General features: G+C 57.6%; 18 protein-coding genes. 6 read left to right on the top strand and 12 right to left on the bottom strand.

The genetic code is table 11. The features are described from left to right. Positions 1-231: 231 nt before the first annotated feature. Together ACMGF7_RS20225 and ACMGF7_RS20230 are read left to right on the top strand one after the other, a co-directional pair. Positions 232-1,470 carry a hypothetical protein gene (locus ACMGF7_RS20225; RefSeq protein ID WP_031299972.1) on the top strand — a complete coding sequence of 413 codons (1,239 nt, stop codon included), beginning with the start codon at positions 232-234 and terminating at the stop codon, positions 1,468-1,470. Positions 1,471-1,516: 46 nt separating this feature from the next. After that, complete coding sequence (locus ACMGF7_RS20230; RefSeq protein WP_420286603.1) at positions 1,517-1,915, top strand: SRPBCC family protein; 399 nt, start codon at positions 1,517-1,519, stop codon at positions 1,913-1,915. 6 nt (positions 1,916-1,921) lie between these two features. Here the strand turns inward: ACMGF7_RS20230 and ACMGF7_RS20235 are convergent, their stop codons facing one another. Next, the gene (locus tag ACMGF7_RS20235) at positions 1,922-3,640 is read right to left on the bottom strand and encodes a penicillin-binding transpeptidase domain-containing protein (RefSeq protein WP_033633091.1); all 1,719 of its coding nucleotides are present in this window, start codon (positions 3,638-3,640) and stop codon (positions 1,922-1,924) included. A gap of 107 nt (positions 3,641-3,747) precedes the next feature. Beyond that, positions 3,748-5,673, bottom strand: coding sequence for a penicillin-binding protein 2 (gene mrdA, locus ACMGF7_RS20240; RefSeq protein WP_197763572.1), 1,926 nt, complete (start codon positions 5,671-5,673; stop codon positions 3,748-3,750). A 294-nt stretch (positions 5,674-5,967) separates the two neighbouring features. On the opposite strand from mrdA, the gene ACMGF7_RS20245 reads away from it, so the two are divergent. Beyond that, entirely contained in the window at positions 5,968-6,249 is a 282-nt protein-coding gene (locus tag ACMGF7_RS20245; protein WP_004940713.1) for a YjcB family protein, read from the top strand. A 37-nt stretch (positions 6,250-6,286) separates the two neighbouring features. Here the strand turns inward: ACMGF7_RS20245 and ACMGF7_RS20250 are convergent, their stop codons facing one another. The 3 genes from ACMGF7_RS20250 to ACMGF7_RS20260 all read right to left on the bottom strand — a co-directional run bounded on the left by ACMGF7_RS20250 (position 6,287) and on the right by ACMGF7_RS20260 (position 8,414). Further along, the gene (locus ACMGF7_RS20250; RefSeq protein WP_164094976.1) at positions 6,287-6,736 is read right to left on the bottom strand and encodes a MarR family winged helix-turn-helix transcriptional regulator; all 450 of its coding nucleotides are present in this window, start codon (positions 6,734-6,736) and stop codon (positions 6,287-6,289) included. Positions 6,737-6,828: 92 nt separating this feature from the next. Further along, positions 6,829-7,845: an FUSC family protein gene (locus ACMGF7_RS20255; protein ID WP_049241057.1), complete on the bottom strand. Its 1,017-nt coding sequence runs from the start codon at positions 7,843-7,845 to the stop codon at positions 6,829-6,831. Continuing rightward, positions 7,842-8,414: an isochorismatase family cysteine hydrolase gene (locus ACMGF7_RS20260; RefSeq protein ID WP_197799538.1), complete on the bottom strand. Its 573-nt coding sequence runs from the start codon at positions 8,412-8,414 to the stop codon at positions 7,842-7,844. The genes ACMGF7_RS20255 and ACMGF7_RS20260 overlap by 4 nt, the downstream gene beginning before the upstream one ends. Before the next feature lie 255 nt (positions 8,415-8,669). Here ACMGF7_RS20260 and ACMGF7_RS20265 point away from each other — a divergent pair, with 255 nt between their 5' ends. Further along, positions 8,670-9,869 carry a multidrug efflux MFS transporter gene (locus ACMGF7_RS20265; RefSeq protein WP_021504559.1) on the top strand — a complete coding sequence of 400 codons (1,200 nt, stop codon included), beginning with the start codon at positions 8,670-8,672 and terminating at the stop codon, positions 9,867-9,869. Between the two features lie 171 nt (positions 9,870-10,040). On the opposite strand, the gene ACMGF7_RS20270 is transcribed toward ACMGF7_RS20265, so the two are convergent. The 4 genes from ACMGF7_RS20270 to ACMGF7_RS20285 all read right to left on the bottom strand — a co-directional run bounded on the left by ACMGF7_RS20270 (position 10,041) and on the right by ACMGF7_RS20285 (position 12,627). Further along, complete coding sequence (locus ACMGF7_RS20270; protein ID WP_021504558.1) at positions 10,041-10,532, bottom strand: ester cyclase; 492 nt, start codon at positions 10,530-10,532, stop codon at positions 10,041-10,043. A gap of 9 nt (positions 10,533-10,541) precedes the next feature. Further along, positions 10,542-10,994, bottom strand: coding sequence for a MoaF-related domain-containing protein (locus ACMGF7_RS20275; RefSeq protein WP_420286605.1), 453 nt, complete (start codon positions 10,992-10,994; stop codon positions 10,542-10,544). 310 nt (positions 10,995-11,304) lie between these two features. Further along, entirely contained in the window at positions 11,305-11,739 is a 435-nt protein-coding gene (locus tag ACMGF7_RS20280) for a glyoxalase (RefSeq protein ID WP_197763573.1), read from the bottom strand. An 18-nt stretch (positions 11,740-11,757) separates the two neighbouring features. Next, positions 11,758-12,627, bottom strand: a complete 870-nt coding sequence (locus tag ACMGF7_RS20285; RefSeq protein WP_033633095.1) for a helix-turn-helix domain-containing protein — start codon at positions 12,625-12,627, stop codon at positions 11,758-11,760. Between the two features lie 178 nt (positions 12,628-12,805). Between ACMGF7_RS20285 and ACMGF7_RS20290 the strand changes: the two genes are divergently transcribed. Next, positions 12,806-13,723 (top strand): DMT family transporter, encoded by a 918-nt coding sequence (locus ACMGF7_RS20290; protein ID WP_197763574.1) that lies wholly within the window; start codon positions 12,806-12,808, stop codon positions 13,721-13,723. 54 nt (positions 13,724-13,777) lie between these two features. Continuing rightward, positions 13,778-14,674, top strand: coding sequence for a PhzF family phenazine biosynthesis protein (locus ACMGF7_RS20295; RefSeq protein WP_197763575.1), 897 nt, complete (start codon positions 13,778-13,780; stop codon positions 14,672-14,674). Positions 14,675-15,159: 485 nt separating this feature from the next. On the opposite strand, the gene ACMGF7_RS20300 is transcribed toward ACMGF7_RS20295, so the two are convergent. From ACMGF7_RS20300 to ACMGF7_RS20310, 3 genes are all read right to left on the bottom strand, one after another. Further along, positions 15,160-15,492, bottom strand: coding sequence for a barstar family protein (locus ACMGF7_RS20300; RefSeq protein WP_049299012.1), 333 nt, complete (start codon positions 15,490-15,492; stop codon positions 15,160-15,162). A 376-nt stretch (positions 15,493-15,868) separates the two neighbouring features. Continuing rightward, positions 15,869-16,222 carry a hypothetical protein gene (locus ACMGF7_RS20305; RefSeq protein WP_033633100.1) on the bottom strand — a complete coding sequence of 118 codons (354 nt, stop codon included), beginning with the start codon at positions 16,220-16,222 and terminating at the stop codon, positions 15,869-15,871. A 3-nt stretch (positions 16,223-16,225) separates the two neighbouring features. Then, positions 16,226-16,375: a hypothetical protein gene (locus ACMGF7_RS20310; protein ID WP_239441826.1), complete on the bottom strand. Its 150-nt coding sequence runs from the start codon at positions 16,373-16,375 to the stop codon at positions 16,226-16,228. Positions 16,376-16,452: the final 77 nt, after the last annotated feature.

Here is a 16,452-nt window from a genome sequence, read left to right on the forward strand (position 1 = left end):
AATCGGAATTTCTCGTCAACGCTCATTTTTATTTCTTGACTTGTTCAATACCGGATTTATAGTTTTTCCATTAAACAAGAAACAAAGTTTCATATATTAACCGAAAATGAATTTAATATATGAAACGCACAATGAAACGTCTCAAATATAAAACAAACGAGCAACATCGCCTTATTCACAGGTAAACCCCGCTCGTCTTAATAAAAACCAAACATTCACCAGGGGCCAGGCATGCGCAAGATCACACTTTGTTTTTTTCTTGTTTCACCAGTGAGTTACGCGACTACCGTCGCATTGCCCAGCGATGCTGCTGCCACCGTGGCGCCGGTAAAAAAAAACCGCCCGGCCTTTCCGCATATTCATTGGCAAAACGAGGATAATAAAAAGAATATTGATATCGGCGGCGCGCTGCGCGCCAATTATCGCTATGAAGACTGGCACAGCAGCAATTATCGGCATCCGCCGCATTTACGCTTTGACGCCTTTCGCATCGATGCCGCCGGCCAGATAAACGACGCGTTTTTCGATAGCGGATTCTGGTTTCAGGATCGGCGCAAATACGCCATCGACCGCGCCTATGTCGGCTACCACCTGTCTGAGCGCTCCACCGTGCAGCTGGGCGCGCCGTTCAAACCGTTCGGCCTGATGCCCTATCCGCAGTTCGGCTGGTCGTACGGCATTCCGTTTTACCTCGGCTTTGGCGTCAACACCGGGCTCGGCGCCAAATACCAATACCAACGGGGCGATTGGGCCTTTGACGCCGCCTACTACCCGCGCATGATGCCGACCGGCGTGCGTTACGCCCCCGACGTCGCCAGCTACGACGATCTGAAGAACACCAACTTTGCCTCACAGCATCTGCAGCGCAACGAAAAACGCGATCAGGTAAACCTGCGGCTGACGCGGGCTTTCCACCAGGGCGGCTGGGACAATGAGCTCGGCGGTTCGCTGGCGGCCTCGCGGCTCTACAACCAGGCGACCGGCGATAACGGCAGCTTCTGGGCGGCGGGCCTGCATACGCTGGTGAATCGGGATGCCTGGCATCTGTCCGGCCAGGTGATCCGCTACGGTTACGACGCCAAAGGCCCGGCCGGCGCCAGCAATTCGGTGATCCTGATGGGCGGCAACGGCCTGACGCCGGCCTATCTGATCCCGTCGCAGGCCACCACTGCCGCCATCAACCTGGCGCGCGACGTCGAGGTGCCCTGGGGACCGGTGAAAAAGCTGCGCTTCTACAACGACTACAGCGTGCTCTGGAAGGACCGGCACGGCGGCTCCGACTCCAAAATGAATACGCTCGGGGTACAGGTGTTCGCCATGCCGGTGATGCTGTGGGTGGATCTGACCTGGGCGCAGAACGCCAATCCGTGGGGCGGCGTGGAAAACGCCACCGGCTGGACCGGCACCCAGTCCTCCGGCAGCAATAAATGGTATTTTCGCACCAACGTAAACATCGGTTACTACTTCTGAGCGCGGCGGGATCTACACTGAAGTATCGCCGTCAACCGGAGAAATCATGATGCTGAGCGCGCAAACGCTGCATGTCGCCATCAACCGCCCCTGTGACGAGGTGTACGCCTTTCTCAGCCGCCCGGAAAACTTCCCGTTGTGGGCCAAAGGATTACCCAATAGCTTACGGCGGGAAGGTGAAGATTGGATGGCGGAGACCCCGCAGGGGCGGATCCGCATTCGATTTAGCGCGCCCAATGCCTTCGGCGTGCTGGATCATTGGGTGACGCTGCCGGACGGCGGCGTAGTCTACGTGCCGCTGCGCGCGCTCGCCAACCGACAAGGCGCCGAGGTGATCTTCACCCTGTTCCGCCAGCCGGACATGGACGACGCGCTGTTCGCCCGCGACGTCGGGCTGGTGAACGCCGATCTGCAGGCGCTGAAGCGCCTGCTGGAATCGCGCTAATCCCCCTTACCCCTTGACCGACGACACCACGTTAAGCGGCTGGGCATCCGGCAGAATATTCATGTGCTCCAGCACCTGGGCCATGATCTTGCCGAACACCGGCCCGGCCACCGAACCGCCGAAGTGCTTGCCGGCTTTCGGGTTGTTGACCATCACCACCAGCGCCACCTGAGGATCGCTGGCCGGCGCCACGCCGGCGGTGTAGTTGATGTAGCCGCCGTCGTATTTGCCGCTCGGGCCCATTTTCTCGGCGGTACCGGTTTTGATCGCCAGCCGGTAGCCCGGCACTGCGGCGCTCACCCCGCTGCCGCCCGGCAAGGCGTCGCTCTCCATCATATGCACCACGGACCGAACCGTATCCGCCGGCAGAATACGTTGCCCCATCACCGGCGGCGTCACCTTGGTGATCGACAGCGGCCGATAAATGCCGAAGGAACCGATCGCGGCATACTCGCGCGCCATCTGCAGCGGCGTCACGCGCAGCCCATAGCCGAAGGAGAAGGTAGCGCGTTCGATATCGGCCCAGCGTTCGCGATGCTGCGGCAAGTAGCCGCTGCTCTCGTTGCCGATGCCGAGCTCGGTCGGTCGCCCCAGGCCAAAGCTGCGGTAGACCGCCGGCAGCACCGTGGCCGGCAGCGCCAGCGCAATGTGCGATACCGCGATGTCGCTCGATTTTTGCAGCACGCCGGTGATGGTCAGTTTCGACCAATGGCCGACGTCTTTGATCAGGTGACCGTTCACCCGATACGGCGTAGTGTCCAGCACCGTATCCGGCCGGATCAGCTTATGCTCCAGCCCCACCATTACCACCACCGGTTTCACCGTCGAGCCCGGTTCGAAGCTGTCGCTGCTGCACACGTTGCGAATATCCTTCGCCGGGGTGCTGCCATAGTTGTTCGGGTTGAACGACGGGTAGCTGGCCATGCCGAGGACCTCGCCGGTGTCGATCTTGACCAGCACCGCACAGCCGGAGTCGGCCTGGTTAGCCACCACGCCGTCGCGGATCTGCGCATAGAGCACATACTGAATAAATTTATCGATGCTGAGCGTCACGTTCGGCGGCGGCACCGGATCCACGCTTTTAAGCACGCCGATCACCGCGCCGCTGCCGTCCTTCTGATAGACCCGCAGGCCGTTTTTGCCCTGCAACAGCGGGTTGAAACCCAGCTCAATGCCCTCCAGCCCCTGATTGTCCTGGCCGACGATGCCGATCAGCCCGGCGGCGTCCTGGCCCATCGGATAGAAGCGGCTGAAATCCTGTTCGGTGCTGACGCCGGTCAGGTGCAGCTTACTGATGTAGGCGGCGTTATCGTCCTCTACCTTACGAGCGAGGTAGACAAAACGTTTGCGCGCGTTGCTCTGGATCAGGTGCTGGATGTCCGCCAGCGGGATCTTCAGCACGTTGGCCATGCTCTGCCAGCGTTCGTTGCCGGTATCGGTCTGGGTATCGAGAATATGCTTCGGATCCAGCACGATGTCTTTGGACGACACGCTGACCGCCAGCGCCTCATCGTTGCGATCGGTGATCATGGCGCGGTTGGTCGGCACCACCTGGGTGCGGATTGAACGCTGGTCAGCCTGGTTGGCCAACTGCTGGTGTTCCAGCAGTTGCAGGTAGCCGACCCTGAACGCCAACAGAAAAAAACAGACCAGCATGCCGGCACAGATCCAGCCGAAACGAACTGTGGAATAGGTTTTACCGCTCTTTTTGGTCGATGGCGCCACTGTTGTGTTAACCCTACGTTTTTATTCAGTTTATGGTGTTATTTCAGTCTACCTTGCCGGAAATGGTCAGGAGATTGCAGTTTGTAAGAAAGTAAAAACAAACCGCATCACCGTTGCACATCCGCGCTGTCGTTTAACTGCGGTTTACTTTGCGGCGTATCGCCGGGCTGTGGCGCATTGGCCGGGTCAAAAATGTGGTCGAGGATCGCGCGCGCGGTCGGCCCCGCCACCACGCCGTCGCCGCCGCCGTTTTCCAGGATCAGCGCCATCGCCACCCGGGGATTTTTGTAGGGCGCAAACAGCGTATAAAAGATGTGATCGCGCAGCCGCACCGGGATCATTTTGGCGTTGTAAGTCTGGTTTTGCTTCAGGCTGAACACTTGCGAGGTGCCGGATTTGGCGGCGATCTGATACGGCGCGGTGTGGAACAGCTTGTAACCGGTGCCGTTCGGCAAGTTGGCCATGCCGTACATGCCGTTGCGCACGATGCCCCAGTAAGGCGAGTTGGGATCGCCGATCTGCGCCGTTTGCGCCGGCGGCTGGTAGCGCGTCACCCGGTTGCCCTGCTGCAGCGAATATAACAGATGCGGCGTTTTCACCCGGCCGTTGTTGAGCAGCGTGCTCAAGGCTTTCACCATCTGGATCGGCGTCGCCACCCAATACCCCTGGCCGATGCCCACCGAGACCGTATCCCCCTGATACCAGCCCTTTTTGTGCACCTTCAGCTTCCAGTCGCGGCTCGGCAGCACGCCGCGGTACTCTTCGTTCAGATCGATGCCGGTCGACTGGCCGTAACCGAACTGGCTCAGCCAGTGGTGAATGCGATCGATGCCCATCTCATACGCTACCTGATAAAAGAAGGTGTCGGCGGACTCTTCAATCGCTTTGGTGACGTTGAGCATGCCGTGGCCGGTTTTCAGCCAGTCGCGGTAGCGCCGCTCGGTGCCGGGCAGCGTCCAGGTCGGCGCGCCGAAAAAGGTGGTGGCGGGCGTGATCACCCCGGCGAACAGCGCCGAAACGGCCATGTAGGGCTTCACCGTGGAAGCCGGCGGGTACAACCCCTGGGTAACGCGGTTGATCAGCGGCAGATCCGGGTTGTCCAGCAGCGCCTTATAGGCCTGATAGCCGATGCCTTTGACGAAGGGATTGGGATCGTAACTGGGGCTGGAGACCATCGCCAGGATACCGCCGTCGCGCGGGTCTTCCACCACCACGGCGGCGCGTTGCCCCTTCAGCACCGATTCGATGTACTGCTGCAGCGGCAGATCCAGCGTCAGGTAAATGTTTTTGCCGGCCTTCGGCGGCTGCTCCTTCAGCAAGCGGATCACCCGCCCATGGTTATCCACCTCCACCTCCTGATAGCCGGTGGTGCCGTGCAGTTCTGACTCATAATAGGCTTCGATGCCCTGTTTGCCGATGTTGCGGTCGGCGGCATAGTTCTCGCTCAGGCCGGCCTTGTCCAGGCGCTTGAGATCGCTGTCGTTGATCTTCGACACATAGCCCAGCACGTGCGCCAGCTGGGCGCCGTAAGGATATTCACGCTGCTGATAGGTATCGATAGTCACCCCGTCGAAACGGTATTGATTGACGGCAAAGCGCGCCACCTCGGTGTCGTTCAGCCCCGCCTTCAGCGTGACCGGTTTGTAGCGGCTGTTGTGGTGCATATCGTCGCGAAACGCGCTGATGTCTTCCGGCGTCAGATCGACGACCGGCGTCAACGCCCGCAGCAGCGCCGCCATGTCGGCGACTTTGCTGGGCGTGACTTCGATACGATACAGTGTCACGTTTCGCACCAGCGGAATGCCGTTGCGATCGAAGATCAACCCGCGGCTGGGCGCGATCGGCAGCATCTTGATGTCATTTTGATTGGAGCGCGTCTGGTAAAAGCCGTGCTGGCGAATTTGCAGCCGGTAGAGGTTGACGATCAGCGCGCCGAAACAGACGACGACCAGCGCCAGCGCCACGGCCGCCCGGCGGATGAACAGCCTCTCTTCCGCAGAGTGGTCGCGAATTTTTTCTTTTAACAGGGCCATGCGGTGCCGGTACCTTTTGCGTCACATTTCCCCGTAAAATCAGGGAACTGAAAAGCCGGCAAGCATAGCGTTATCGAGCGCGCCGCCCCATGAAAAGGTTGCTAATGAAATGGCATAACTGTTTCAGCATATTGGAATGTTACCGTCGGCGTTTTTTTCACCGCGCGCCCCATTGAGCCGTCGTTCGCCCCAATGCTACAATGTGATCTGAATCACATTATTCCCGTTATTCCCCCGCATTTCCCTGTCGGCGCCCTGCCGGATGCGGCTTTTTGTTACATAGGATCGAGTTCGATGAGTACCATTGCCACCGGTTTAGTCATGATGCGCTGGGAGTTGCTGAGCGCCGTGATGATGTTCTTCGCCAGCCAGTTAAACGTCGTTTGCCGTAAAACCAGCCGCAACGGCATGGCGTTCATGTTCAGCAGCCTGGGCCTGTTTACCGCCTGCTGGTTCGTGATGGGCCTGATGGGCATCCACCTCACCCTGGAAGCCTTCACCCAATTCTGGTCATCGGCCTGGGATCGCTACGTGGACGTCGTCAGCACCATGCCGGCCGATTGGCCGATGCCGTAACCTCGCTGCACGGGCGGCGCATCTGCCGCCCCGCCGATTATTCCGCGTCCGTTGACGGCGCCGCCGCCAGCCGCGCCATCAACGACCCCGCTTCGATCAGCTGCGCCTGTTCTTGCTCCGTTAAACAGCTTTCCATCGCCGCCAGCAGCCACGCCTCGCGCCGGGTGCGGCTTTGCTGCAACAGGCCCAGCCCGGCGGGCGTCAGGCGCACCCGCACCCGGCGTTTGTCTTCAGCATCCGGCGTGCGCACCAGCAGCCCATCGGCCTCCAGCTCGCGCAAGGCGGCCGCCAGGTTAGAGGAACGCATGCGCTCCGACTCCGCCAGCAGCGACGGCGTCGCCTCACCGCCGTGGCGATCGATAGCTCCCAGCAGCATCAGCTGGGCCCAGGATTTTTCGTCGCTGCGCGACTCGCGCCGCAAACGGCGCACCAGCGACATTAACTGCGTGCGCAGCAGCGTCACGTCTTCAGGATGATCTTTTTTCATTGGCATCAATAGATAACGATAGATTTGTCCGTACTTTCACACCGAGACCGGGAACGGTCAACCGAAATTGGCGGACGAAATATGCCAGCTCGCTATTGGCGGGTGCCGGCGTTGAGCGGCAACACCGCGTGCACCGCCAAAGCGAACAGCAGACCGATGCCACCGCCCAGCAACACATTGACCACCCTTTCTGCGGCGATCGACGGCGCTTTTCCGGCAATCACCAACGCGCAGGCGATGCAGGCGCAACGGGCGCCAAACCCCAAGGTATAACGATGAAAAGACACCAGGGTGAGCATCGTCACCACGCTCAGTAGTTCATAACCCACATTGCCATGCGGCATGAGGCTGCCCAGCAAAATACCGATGGGCACCCCCAGCAATGCGCCTGACGCACGCTGGCGGAGTTTGTTGCGCGTACCGGCCATATCGCCGCTGATCACGCTGACGGCCGACCAGATCACCCATTGCCCGTAATCGAGGTGTTGCCACTCAACGATCGCCGCCGATAGTGCAACGGCACAACTTACGGCGAGCAAAGCCTCGCCGCAGGCCACGCGAGCGCCAAGCTCATCGCTGCGGCGCAGCTGGAGATAATGATGCAGGCTGTCACTCGTCGACAGCCGCGCTAGCCGCCGATGCTCCGCCAGTGCAAGCATCAGCACCGGCAAGACGGCTGCCCCCAGAAAAGGGAGCTGCGCCCAGCCGCATTGGGCTAATGGCGCGCCGGCGCCACCTTCAGCGGTTTCACACGCCAGATAAAGAGCCGGAATAAAAATAAAATTCCCCAGGGATCGCAGCTTGCCGCCGAACGCGGAGATCCCAACCGCCGCCGCCGCTGCCAACACGCACGCCAAAATGAAGATTACCGGCGTGTGCATGGCGCACAGCAGCGCCATAAAGAGCAGCAGCAATGCCGCCGCATGCAGCGCCACGCCGAGCGGCGCCAGTTCAAGGCGCTCGCAAACGACAAACAGCGATATGGTGACCACCGAAGCCTTCAGCCAGTTGGCATTGCCTGTCGCCAGGCTCAGGGCCAGCAACGGCGCCAACACCCATGCTCCCCGTCGCAGCTGACGCCAGGCGATTTCTTCACGCAGCAGCTTCACAATGTGCTCAGCTGTTCCAGCGTGACGATATCGGCAATAGTGGAAAGCGTTTCCATTGAGATCCGGTGCTCTTCCGCCGTGGCCGCCGCGCAAGCCTCTTCCAGTATCAGCACCTGATAATCGCGATCGTGCGCGTCGCGCGCCGTCGCCTGTACCGCCCAGGTGCTGCTGACCCCACAGATCACCAACCGTTCAATGCGGCGGGCGCGCAGCGTCGCATCCAGATTGGTGCCATAAAACGCGCTGACGCGCGGTTTTACGATGGTTAACTCCCCCAAATCAGACGCTAAATCAGGATGAAAATCCGTGCCCGGCTGGCCCAGTGCGATAGCGCCAAATTGATGCGCCTGCCCAAACATCCGCGAGTATTTGGGTTGATCGACATAGCCGGCCGCGAAACCGACTTTAACCAATATGCGCAGCCAATCCTTGCGCTGCGCGAGAGACAATGCGCTATTTGCCCGCGCGATAGCATCGCGCTCAATGACCTGCTGCGCCGAGCGCGCAATTTTTCCTTCCGGGTGGGAGATATCCACGATGTAATCCAGAGCGATCAGTGCGGTATTCATAGAAAGCGTCTCCTTGCCGCCGACACGGCGAAATGGGTAGAGAGAGTGTGGCGCCGCCGAATTGTTGAGCGGCTTGGTGGAGTAGCTTAAAATAAATACCTATGATAATATAGCTATTAATTTATAGCTAAATATAACAACGCCGCCGACGGGCTTTACGTTTTCTCACGCATTTCCCCCGCGCCGGCCAGTTCGCGGTGTTATTATTATCTTGCTTAACAAATCCCTCCAAATTCAAAGTGGTACGACAAGTCGATGGAAGCGTGGAAAGTCAATCTGATCTCGGTCTGGCTCGGGTGTTTCTTCACCGGGCTGGCGATGAGCCAAATCCTCCCTTTTCTGCCGCTGTACGTCGAACAGCTCGGCGTCAGCGATCATCAGTCCCTCAGCCTGTGGTCCGGGCTGGTGTTCAGCGGCACCTTTTTGGTCTCGGCGGTGGTGTCGCCACTGTGGGGCAGCCTCGCCGACCGCAAAGGCCGCAAGCTGATGCTGCTGCGCGCTTCGCTGGGTATGGCGATCGTCATCGCCCTGCAGGGGCTGGCCACCAACGTCTGGCAGCTGTTCGCGCTGCGCGCCCTGATGGGGCTGACGTCCGGCTATATTCCCAACGCCATGGCGCTGGTCGCCTCGCAGGCGCCACGCGATAAAAGCGGCTGGGCGCTGGGCACGCTCTCTACCGGGCAGATCTCCGGCGTGATCGCCGGGCCGCTGCTGGGCGGGTTGATGGCCGACCATCTGGGGCTGCGGGTGGTGTTTTTCGTCACCGCCGGGCTGATGTTCGTCAGCTTCCTGGTGACGCTGTTTCTGATTAAAGAACGGCGCATCACGGTGAAAAAAGCGGATCAGCTAAGCGGCAAGGCGGTATTCCGTTCGCTGCCTTATCCAACGCTGATCGTCACGCTGTTCGTTTGTACCCTGATGATCCAGCTGGCTAACTCCTCCATCAGCCCGATCCTGACGCTGTTCATCCGCGAACTGTCGGGCGACGTCAGCAATATCGCCTTTGTCAGCGGCATGATTGCCGCCGTGCCCGGCATTGCGGCGCTGATCTCGGCGCCACGCCTTGGGCGGCTCGGCGATCGCATCGGCACCGCGCGCATCCTGATCGCCGCGCTGCTGTTCACCACCGGCCTGTTCGCCGTGATGGCCTGGGTGAATACGCCGCTGCAGCTGGGCATTCTGCGCTTCCTGCTGGGGTTCGCCGACGGCGCGCTGATGCCGGCGGTGCAGGCGCTGTTGCTGAAGTATTCCTCCGATCAGGTGACCGGGCGCATCTTCGGCTATAACCAATCCTTTATGTACCTGGGCAACGTGGTTGGCCCGCTGCTGGGATCGGGCATTTCGGCGATGATGGGGTTCCGCTGGGTGTTCGCCGTCACGGCGGTATTGGTGCTTTGCAATGCGCTGCAGCTGCGGCATCAGTTCAAAAAAGTGGAAAGTCAACGCGCGGGATAACGAGGAATGTGGGGAAACGCCTCAAGCAGTGGCGGGACAATGACGCCCATCAACCGTACCACCACTGCCAAAGGCGGCCGTAGCCTACTCGACACGATGAACGTTTGGTATTTATGTAAGTAAATAAAGTGTTGCGGGCGTGTGGAGGGCCGCCGCAGCGGCCCTTTTGGATCAGAACATGGTATTGTCGTTGGCCGATTTTTCCGGCACATCCTGATTGACGTCCCAATGCTCGGTGATTTTCCCCTGATCGTTCACCCGATAAATATCCACGCTGGCGGTGCCGCGATCCTGCGGGTTATTTTGGTATTGGACGTGAACATAGACCAGATCGCCGTTGACCGCGCTGCGGTATATTTTGGCGCTGTACTGCGGATTGTCTTTGAAGGTCTGGCTGAAGAAATCCAGGAACGGCTTGATGCCGTCGCCGACGAACGGGTTATGCTGCTTGTAGTTCTCCACAATCAGCTTTTGCGCCACGCTGATGTCATGACGGTTGAAAAAGCCCGCATACAGATCTTCCACCACCTTCAGCTTCTGCTGGGCATGATGATAACCGCCCTTGCCGGCCGATTTGTAAGACGCCGCCTGATCCGTTGACAGCGCCGGGTAACTCGCCAGCAAACCGCCGACGATCGCACAGGTAATCAATGCCTTTTTCATAACTGCTCCTTAGTTTCCTGAGTGACCTACGATTTTCAGCTGCCCTTTCAGATGGGTGAAGCTGCCGTCCCTGGCGGCGATGTTGGTGTACACCTCGCCGCGCTCAAAGTCCTCGACATGCGTCACGTTGTCGCCGGACTGCGGTTCATGCCAATAAACCATGTAGACCTTCGGCCGAATCTCCACCGCGGTGTACTGCACGGTATCGGTGATGCACTGCGACGCTTCGCCGATACCGGTGAAGGTCATGGTCTTGTCATCGGTAAAATCCAGCTTGAAGGCGAAATCGCCGAAGGTCACCTGCACCACTTTACCGACCGCAATAAACTGCCCGTGTTTTTCCGTCATCGTCGCCGCCTTACTGTTTGTCAGGGTGGTTTGCGCCGCCAAAGCGGCAGGCAATGCCAGGGGGAAAGTCAGGGCTATCGCCAGCGCGATGCCCGTTCGTTTCACTGTTTTCATCGTTCCTTCTCCTTTCCGTGGTTGAAAACGAGAATCATTATTATTTCTTAACGGTTGGCGGAAATATAAGAATAATCTCTATTCCTATCAGGCACCTGGCGGCGAAAAAAGCGGGCGAAAAATCGCCGTAAAATGGCATAGCAATAGCGCGTTCTGGCCATTGGTTTTTACGCAATGAACGGAATTACTGCTTTCAGAAAGGGAAACCACTCGGGGATTTGATGGGTCTATAGCGCAGATCGCTTTAAGCTAATGCGTATTTATTCTTAAGCCGCCCGCCGCAGGGAAACGGCGGCGAACGGCGTAGCGTTTAACGCAGCCAGGGCGTATAGGTGACGCCAACCAGCAACCCTTCCGGGCTGAGCAAACGGGTAACGCTTTGCCCCCACGGTTCTTCACGATTGGCGACCAGCAGCCGATAACCGCGATCGATCAGTCCCTGGGTGGCGGCCGCCATGTCGGCCACGTCGAACTCGATCCATGCCTGCGGCACCGCGAGATCCGCCGGCCAGCGATCGTCGCCAAAGCAGGACTGCGCCGCCTGCGCCAGCGGCCACAGGGCGAAGTGCTTCACCCCGTCCAGTGCGCCCTGCTCGGCCAGCAGATAGGTTTCGTTGCCCGGCATCGGCTTGAGCGGCAGCCCCAGCGCCTCGACATAAAACACCTTGCTCTCGTCGCTCTCACGCGTGATCGGCCCGAATCCGGCGACGAACAACACGCCCAGCCCGGCAAATGGTTGATCCATGCTTGCACTCCCTTCCGGTTAGCGCCCCTGCCGCACCTGCAGCGGAGCAAATCCATAGGCCGCCTTGAAGCGGTTGCTGAAATGGCTGGCGGAGCTGAAGCCGCACGCCAGCGCGATCTCGGTGATCGGCTGTTGGCTATGCCGCAACAGCTGTTCCGCCCGCTGCAGCCGCGCGCGCATCACAAACTGGTGCGGCGCCAGGCCGGTCGAATGTTTGAACATGCGAGCAAAATGGTATTCGCTCAACCCGGCCTGCGCCGCCAGATCGGCCAACAACAAAGGCCGATCCAGGTGGCTTGCGATATATTCCCGCACCCGCCTGGCTACCGCGGGAGCCAGGCCGCCGCGCGCCGCCGGCAGCTTCCACTGCAGCTGGCTGTAGCGCTGGATCAGGTGCGACATCAACAGGTTCGAGGCGCTGCTGAGCGCCAGCAGGTTGGCGCTGTCCCGCCAGTCGCAGTTGAGCAAAAACTGACGATACAGCAGCGTGATCTGCGGATCTTCGCCGAAGCTGCGTTGCTCCACGTTGATCGCCGCCGGGCTGCGATCCCAGGTTTGCTCCGCCAACTGCCGCAGATGGTCATCGGTGCAGTACAGATGCACGAATGACAGATCGCTGCGCACATCCCAGGTGGAAGCGTACTGGCGCGGCATGATGCAGAAGCGATCCGGCCCGCCGCCATTGCGCCAGCCGCCCGGCACCTGCTGGTAGCACTCATAGCCGTCGGCGACGTACAGGCTCAGGGTATGGTGGTCGGCGCTTTCCTGCGTGACGCGATCGTTGCAGTTAGACCAGGCCGCCAGCTCCACGCCGGTGCCCAGCAGCACGCTGCCGTGCAGCCGCGCCTTGTGCTCACGCAGTGTTTCAAACGCCTGATAGTTGGACATCGCCGGCCCCGTTGTTCGACATGCTGACAGTGTAAAGAGTGGCGCCGCGGCATGCCAGCGGCCGCCCCGCGCTTTTGGCAAAAAAAGCGCAAGAATATGCAACTGGGCGCAAAGCGCTGCAAGCGCCGCCGCGCGCCAAAGCGGATACTGCGCCATCGGTTTTTTCGGAGTGAATAGAATGAATGCGCTGTTGTACCTCGCCGTGGTGCTGATTTGGGGCACCACCTGGATAGCGATTACCCTGCAACAGGAAGGCCCGGTGGCCATTCCCGTGTCGATCGCTTACCGTTTCGCCATTTCCGCCACGGTGATGTTCGCCGCGCTGTTGCTAACGCGCCGCCTGCGCCGCATCGCCCCGCGCGATCATCTGTTCTGCGTGCTGCAGGGCTGCTGCGTGTTCGGTTTCAACTTCTTCTGCTTCTACCATGCGGCGGCTTATATCAGCAGCGGGCTGGAATCGGTGATCTTCTCGATGGCGGTGCTGTTCAACGCCCTCAACAGCCTGCTGTTCTTCCGCCAGCGCCCCAGCCCCAACCTGCTGCCGGCGGCGCTGCTGGGGTTGACCGGCATCGTGGCGCTGTTCTGGCAAGATCTGGCCGCCACCCGCATGGCGCCGGAGCTGCTTAAAGGCATCGGCCTGAGCGCGCTCGGCACCTACGGCTTCTCGCTGGGCAATATGATCAGCGCGCGCCATCAGCGCCGCGGGCTGGATATTTTTTCCACCAATACCTATGCCATGACCTACGGTGCGCTGTTAATGGCGCTGATCGCCCTGGCGCAGGGCGCATCATTCCAGATGGAGTACAGCAGCCGCTATATCGGATCCCTGTTGTATCTGGCGATCTTCGGATCGGTGATCGCCTTCGCCGCCTACTTCAGCCTGCTCGGCCGCATCGGCGCCGGCGCGGCGGCCTACAGCACCCTGCTGTTCCCGCTGGTGGCGCTGACCATCTCAACGATTTACGAAGGCTACCAGTGGCATTTCAACGCCGTGCTGGGCCTGTGCCTGATCCTGTTGGGCAACCTGGTGATGTTCGCCAAGCCGGGGATGAAGTGGCGACGGGCGGGCATCTCAAAACAAAACTCAACCCTTTGAAGCCATTGGCGAATATCGTTATTATCAGGTTTTGTTGATAACGGATGATGGCAAATGCTCAGAAGTGATGATGTGACACCCCGCGCCTACCAACAGGTGGACGTTTTCACCGCCACGCCACTGCAGGGCAATCCCGTGGCGGTGGTGCTGGAAGCCGAAGGGCTGAACGACGCGCAGATGCTGGCATTGGCCCGTTGGACCAACCTTTCGGAAACCACCTTCGTGCTTAAACCGACGCACCCGGCGGCGGATTATAAGGTGCGCATTTTCACCACCGAAAAAGAGCTGCCCTTCGCCGGCCACCCGACGCTGGGCACCGCCCACGCCTTGCTGAAAGCCGGATTGACGCCTAAACGCCCTGGAACGGTGATGCAGGAATGCGGCGTCGGCCTGGTGGCGGTCAATATCCTGCCGGAAGGCACATTGGCGTTCGCCGCGCCCGAAGTTGAGTTCCGCCCCATGGCGGCCGAGGAAACCGAACGGCTGACGGCCGCTTTACGGCCTGCAGTGATTGCAGCAGGCACCCCGCCGGTGATTGCCGAGATGGGCATTCGCTGGCTGATGGTGCGCCTGCCGGACGCGCAGTCCTGCCTGGCGGTAACGCCGGATCAGGCCACGATTAAACAGCTGCAAACGGCTTGCGATGTGGATGGCGTGGTGGTTTATGGCGCCAGCTCCGCAACCGAACCGGCCGATTACGAAATGCGCGCGTTTATGGTGGAATGCGGTGTTTTGATTGAAGATCCGGTAACCGGCAGCGCCAATGCCTGCCTGGCGCGCTTATTGAAGGCCAGCCGCTTCCCCGACGGCGGCCAGACCGCACAGGGTTACCAGGTGCGCCAGGGCACCCAACTGAATCGAGATGGCCGCGTGAGCGTGCGCTTTATTGACGGCGAACCCTGGATCGGCGGGCAGTGCCGCACCCTGATTAATGGCACGGTGGGTATTTAGTTTGTCGGCGATCGGCGCCAGCGGCAGGTGCGCGTCGATGTCGTTCTGCGGGCTGCGCTCGCCCAGCAGGTTATCCGCCACAGCCGCGCGCCCGGTTTACCTTGATTAGGTTCGCGGTGTTGCAGCAGGCTGCATGCTCTACAATAAATACTTTGAATATTAATTTTCTATGATTCTTTATTTTTAAAGAGCTGAAGATTATCTATTCACACTTTAATTTTTTTATATAAATTAGATGTTATCTGAAAGCAGACCATTATAAAATGGTTGCTCATTAGCCACCGATAGACAACACTCAGCACAAAAAACCTTGATTTAGTGAATTCATTGCTTCCAATGAAAACCCGAAAAAATCAGTGTGCGGTTGCGGCTAAACAGAGCATCGTAATGGTCTGACATGCCAACCAATCTCTAAAAAATGCTCTATTTAAATTATTAAAAAAGCGCCCAATTAATTGAGAGTCGAGCACCTTTTAGTACATTTTTCATTTAACCAAAAGTAATAAAATCAATGCTTCGTCACCAAACGATATAGCCCCTTTATTGATAGCCTCTACCGCCAATAAAAAATTATATCTAATATCGTCAGGCAGAGAATTTATTCCATTGATTTTCACCAGCAAATACTCATCCTTATCTAAGTGTATGCTAGTCATTCCATCATCAGGAAATCTAAGGCTATTTAAACAGTCAACAAAAGCGTTGAAGTTATTCCCATAAAAATCTGGAAAACCAAAAATCCTATTCATTTCATCATGAAATTCATCATCCGTATTTATTTCTGAAAAATCAACAACTACTCGTTTAAACTTCATCATTTCCACCCTGAGAGATCTATTTCTATAAAGGAATCGTAATGATCATGACTGTAGTAAGCTTTCCCTGTCGCTTTATCAACAACAAGCGGTAGTACTGTTCGTACAGGCCGTTGCATCGGCTGATCAGGTTGGTCTGCGCTCGCCCAGCAGGTTATCCGCCAGATCGTACACCAGCCGCGCGCCCGGTTTACCCTGATTGGGTTCGCTGTGTTGCAGCAGGCGGCCTTTGATGCAACTAACAATCTAATGTTTTTACTCTTCCTTTTTTATTTTTAAAGAACCTAATATCTCCTTTTCAAGCTTTGATCTTATATCTCATATTTAATGCTGCACACTAAAGAGCCCGAAAGAAAGGATCCTTTCGACAGCTTGTCGGTCACTCTTCTTCGATGCACTCATCACTTATGATCGATAATCCATCAAGTTGATTAAACGCATTCTTCAAGAATTTGTACCTGCTGAGTTTTTCTGGATTCTTCCCATTAGTGAAAGACACCTTAATTATCGTGCTAAACTCTTTGTTATCCTCCTCTAACCACTCATTAGAGTGAGGAATATAATTATCAGTAATGGTTAACTTGTCCGCATAAAGGCCAGTATATGCAAAGTAAACACCAAAATAGGAGCTGTCATACTCCGAGCAAGTTATATCCCATTTATCGTCCAGTAATTTGCTCGCTTCTTTTTTTGATATAATACTGCCATATTTTAAAAAATATAATTTTTTCATAATTTATCCACCACATTTACCAGGTATTCTAGTTCCCTTTCCTTTAGCCTTAGCTTCAGCAGCAGATTCAAAGACCATTGCGTTCACAGGTCTACCTCCTGACATTTTGGATAATTTTTGCAATGTATCATCAATACCTAATTTCTTAGCCATTTCACTCCCCATATCAATTGGTCCAGTGCGCCCTCCTTTTCCTATTCCCAGCTGCTCTGCTTTTTGATATAGCTCAG

The sequence above is a fragment of the Serratia sp. BNK-17 genome, assembly GCF_048684935.1.
Taxonomy (GTDB): Bacteria; Pseudomonadota; Gammaproteobacteria; order Enterobacterales; family Enterobacteriaceae; genus Serratia; species Serratia nematodiphila.

Coding starts and splice junctions, on each gene's coding strand:
- ACMGF7_RS20225 (WP_031299972.1), top strand. CDS start 232: ATGCGCAAGATCACACTTTGTTTTTTTCTTGTTTCACCAGTGAGTTAC.
- ACMGF7_RS20230 (WP_420286603.1), top strand. CDS start 1,517: ATGATGCTGAGCGCGCAAACGCTGCATGTCGCCATCAACCGCCCCTGT.
- mrdA (WP_197763572.1), bottom strand. CDS start 5,673: ATGGCCCTGTTAAAAGAAAAAATTCGCGACCACTCTGCGGAAGAGAGG.
- ACMGF7_RS20245 (WP_004940713.1), top strand. CDS start 5,968: ATGAGTACCATTGCCACCGGTTTAGTCATGATGCGCTGGGAGTTGCTG.
- ACMGF7_RS20250 (WP_164094976.1), bottom strand. CDS start 6,736: ATGAAAAAAGATCATCCTGAAGACGTGACGCTGCTGCGCACGCAGTTA.
- ACMGF7_RS20260 (WP_197799538.1), bottom strand. CDS start 8,414: ATGAATACCGCACTGATCGCTCTGGATTACATCGTGGATATCTCCCAC.
- ACMGF7_RS20265 (WP_021504559.1), top strand. CDS start 8,670: ATGGAAGCGTGGAAAGTCAATCTGATCTCGGTCTGGCTCGGGTGTTTC.
- ACMGF7_RS20270 (WP_021504558.1), bottom strand. CDS start 10,532: ATGAAAAAGGCATTGATTACCTGTGCGATCGTCGGCGGTTTGCTGGCG.
- ACMGF7_RS20275 (WP_420286605.1), bottom strand. CDS start 10,994: ATGAAAACAGTGAAACGAACGGGCATCGCGCTGGCGATAGCCCTGACT.
- ACMGF7_RS20280 (WP_197763573.1), bottom strand. CDS start 11,739: ATGGATCAACCATTTGCCGGGCTGGGCGTGTTGTTCGTCGCCGGATTC.
- ACMGF7_RS20285 (WP_033633095.1), bottom strand. CDS start 12,627: ATGTCCAACTATCAGGCGTTTGAAACACTGCGTGAGCACAAGGCGCGG.
- ACMGF7_RS20290 (WP_197763574.1), top strand. CDS start 12,806: ATGAATGCGCTGTTGTACCTCGCCGTGGTGCTGATTTGGGGCACCACC.
- ACMGF7_RS20295 (WP_197763575.1), top strand. CDS start 13,778: ATGCTCAGAAGTGATGATGTGACACCCCGCGCCTACCAACAGGTGGAC.
- ACMGF7_RS20300 (WP_049299012.1), bottom strand. CDS start 15,492: ATGATGAAGTTTAAACGAGTAGTTGTTGATTTTTCAGAAATAAATACG.
- ACMGF7_RS20305 (WP_033633100.1), bottom strand. CDS start 16,222: ATGAAAAAATTATATTTTTTAAAATATGGCAGTATTATATCAAAAAAA.
- ACMGF7_RS20310 (WP_239441826.1), bottom strand. CDS start 16,375: ATGGCTAAGAAATTAGGTATTGATGATACATTGCAAAAATTATCCAAA.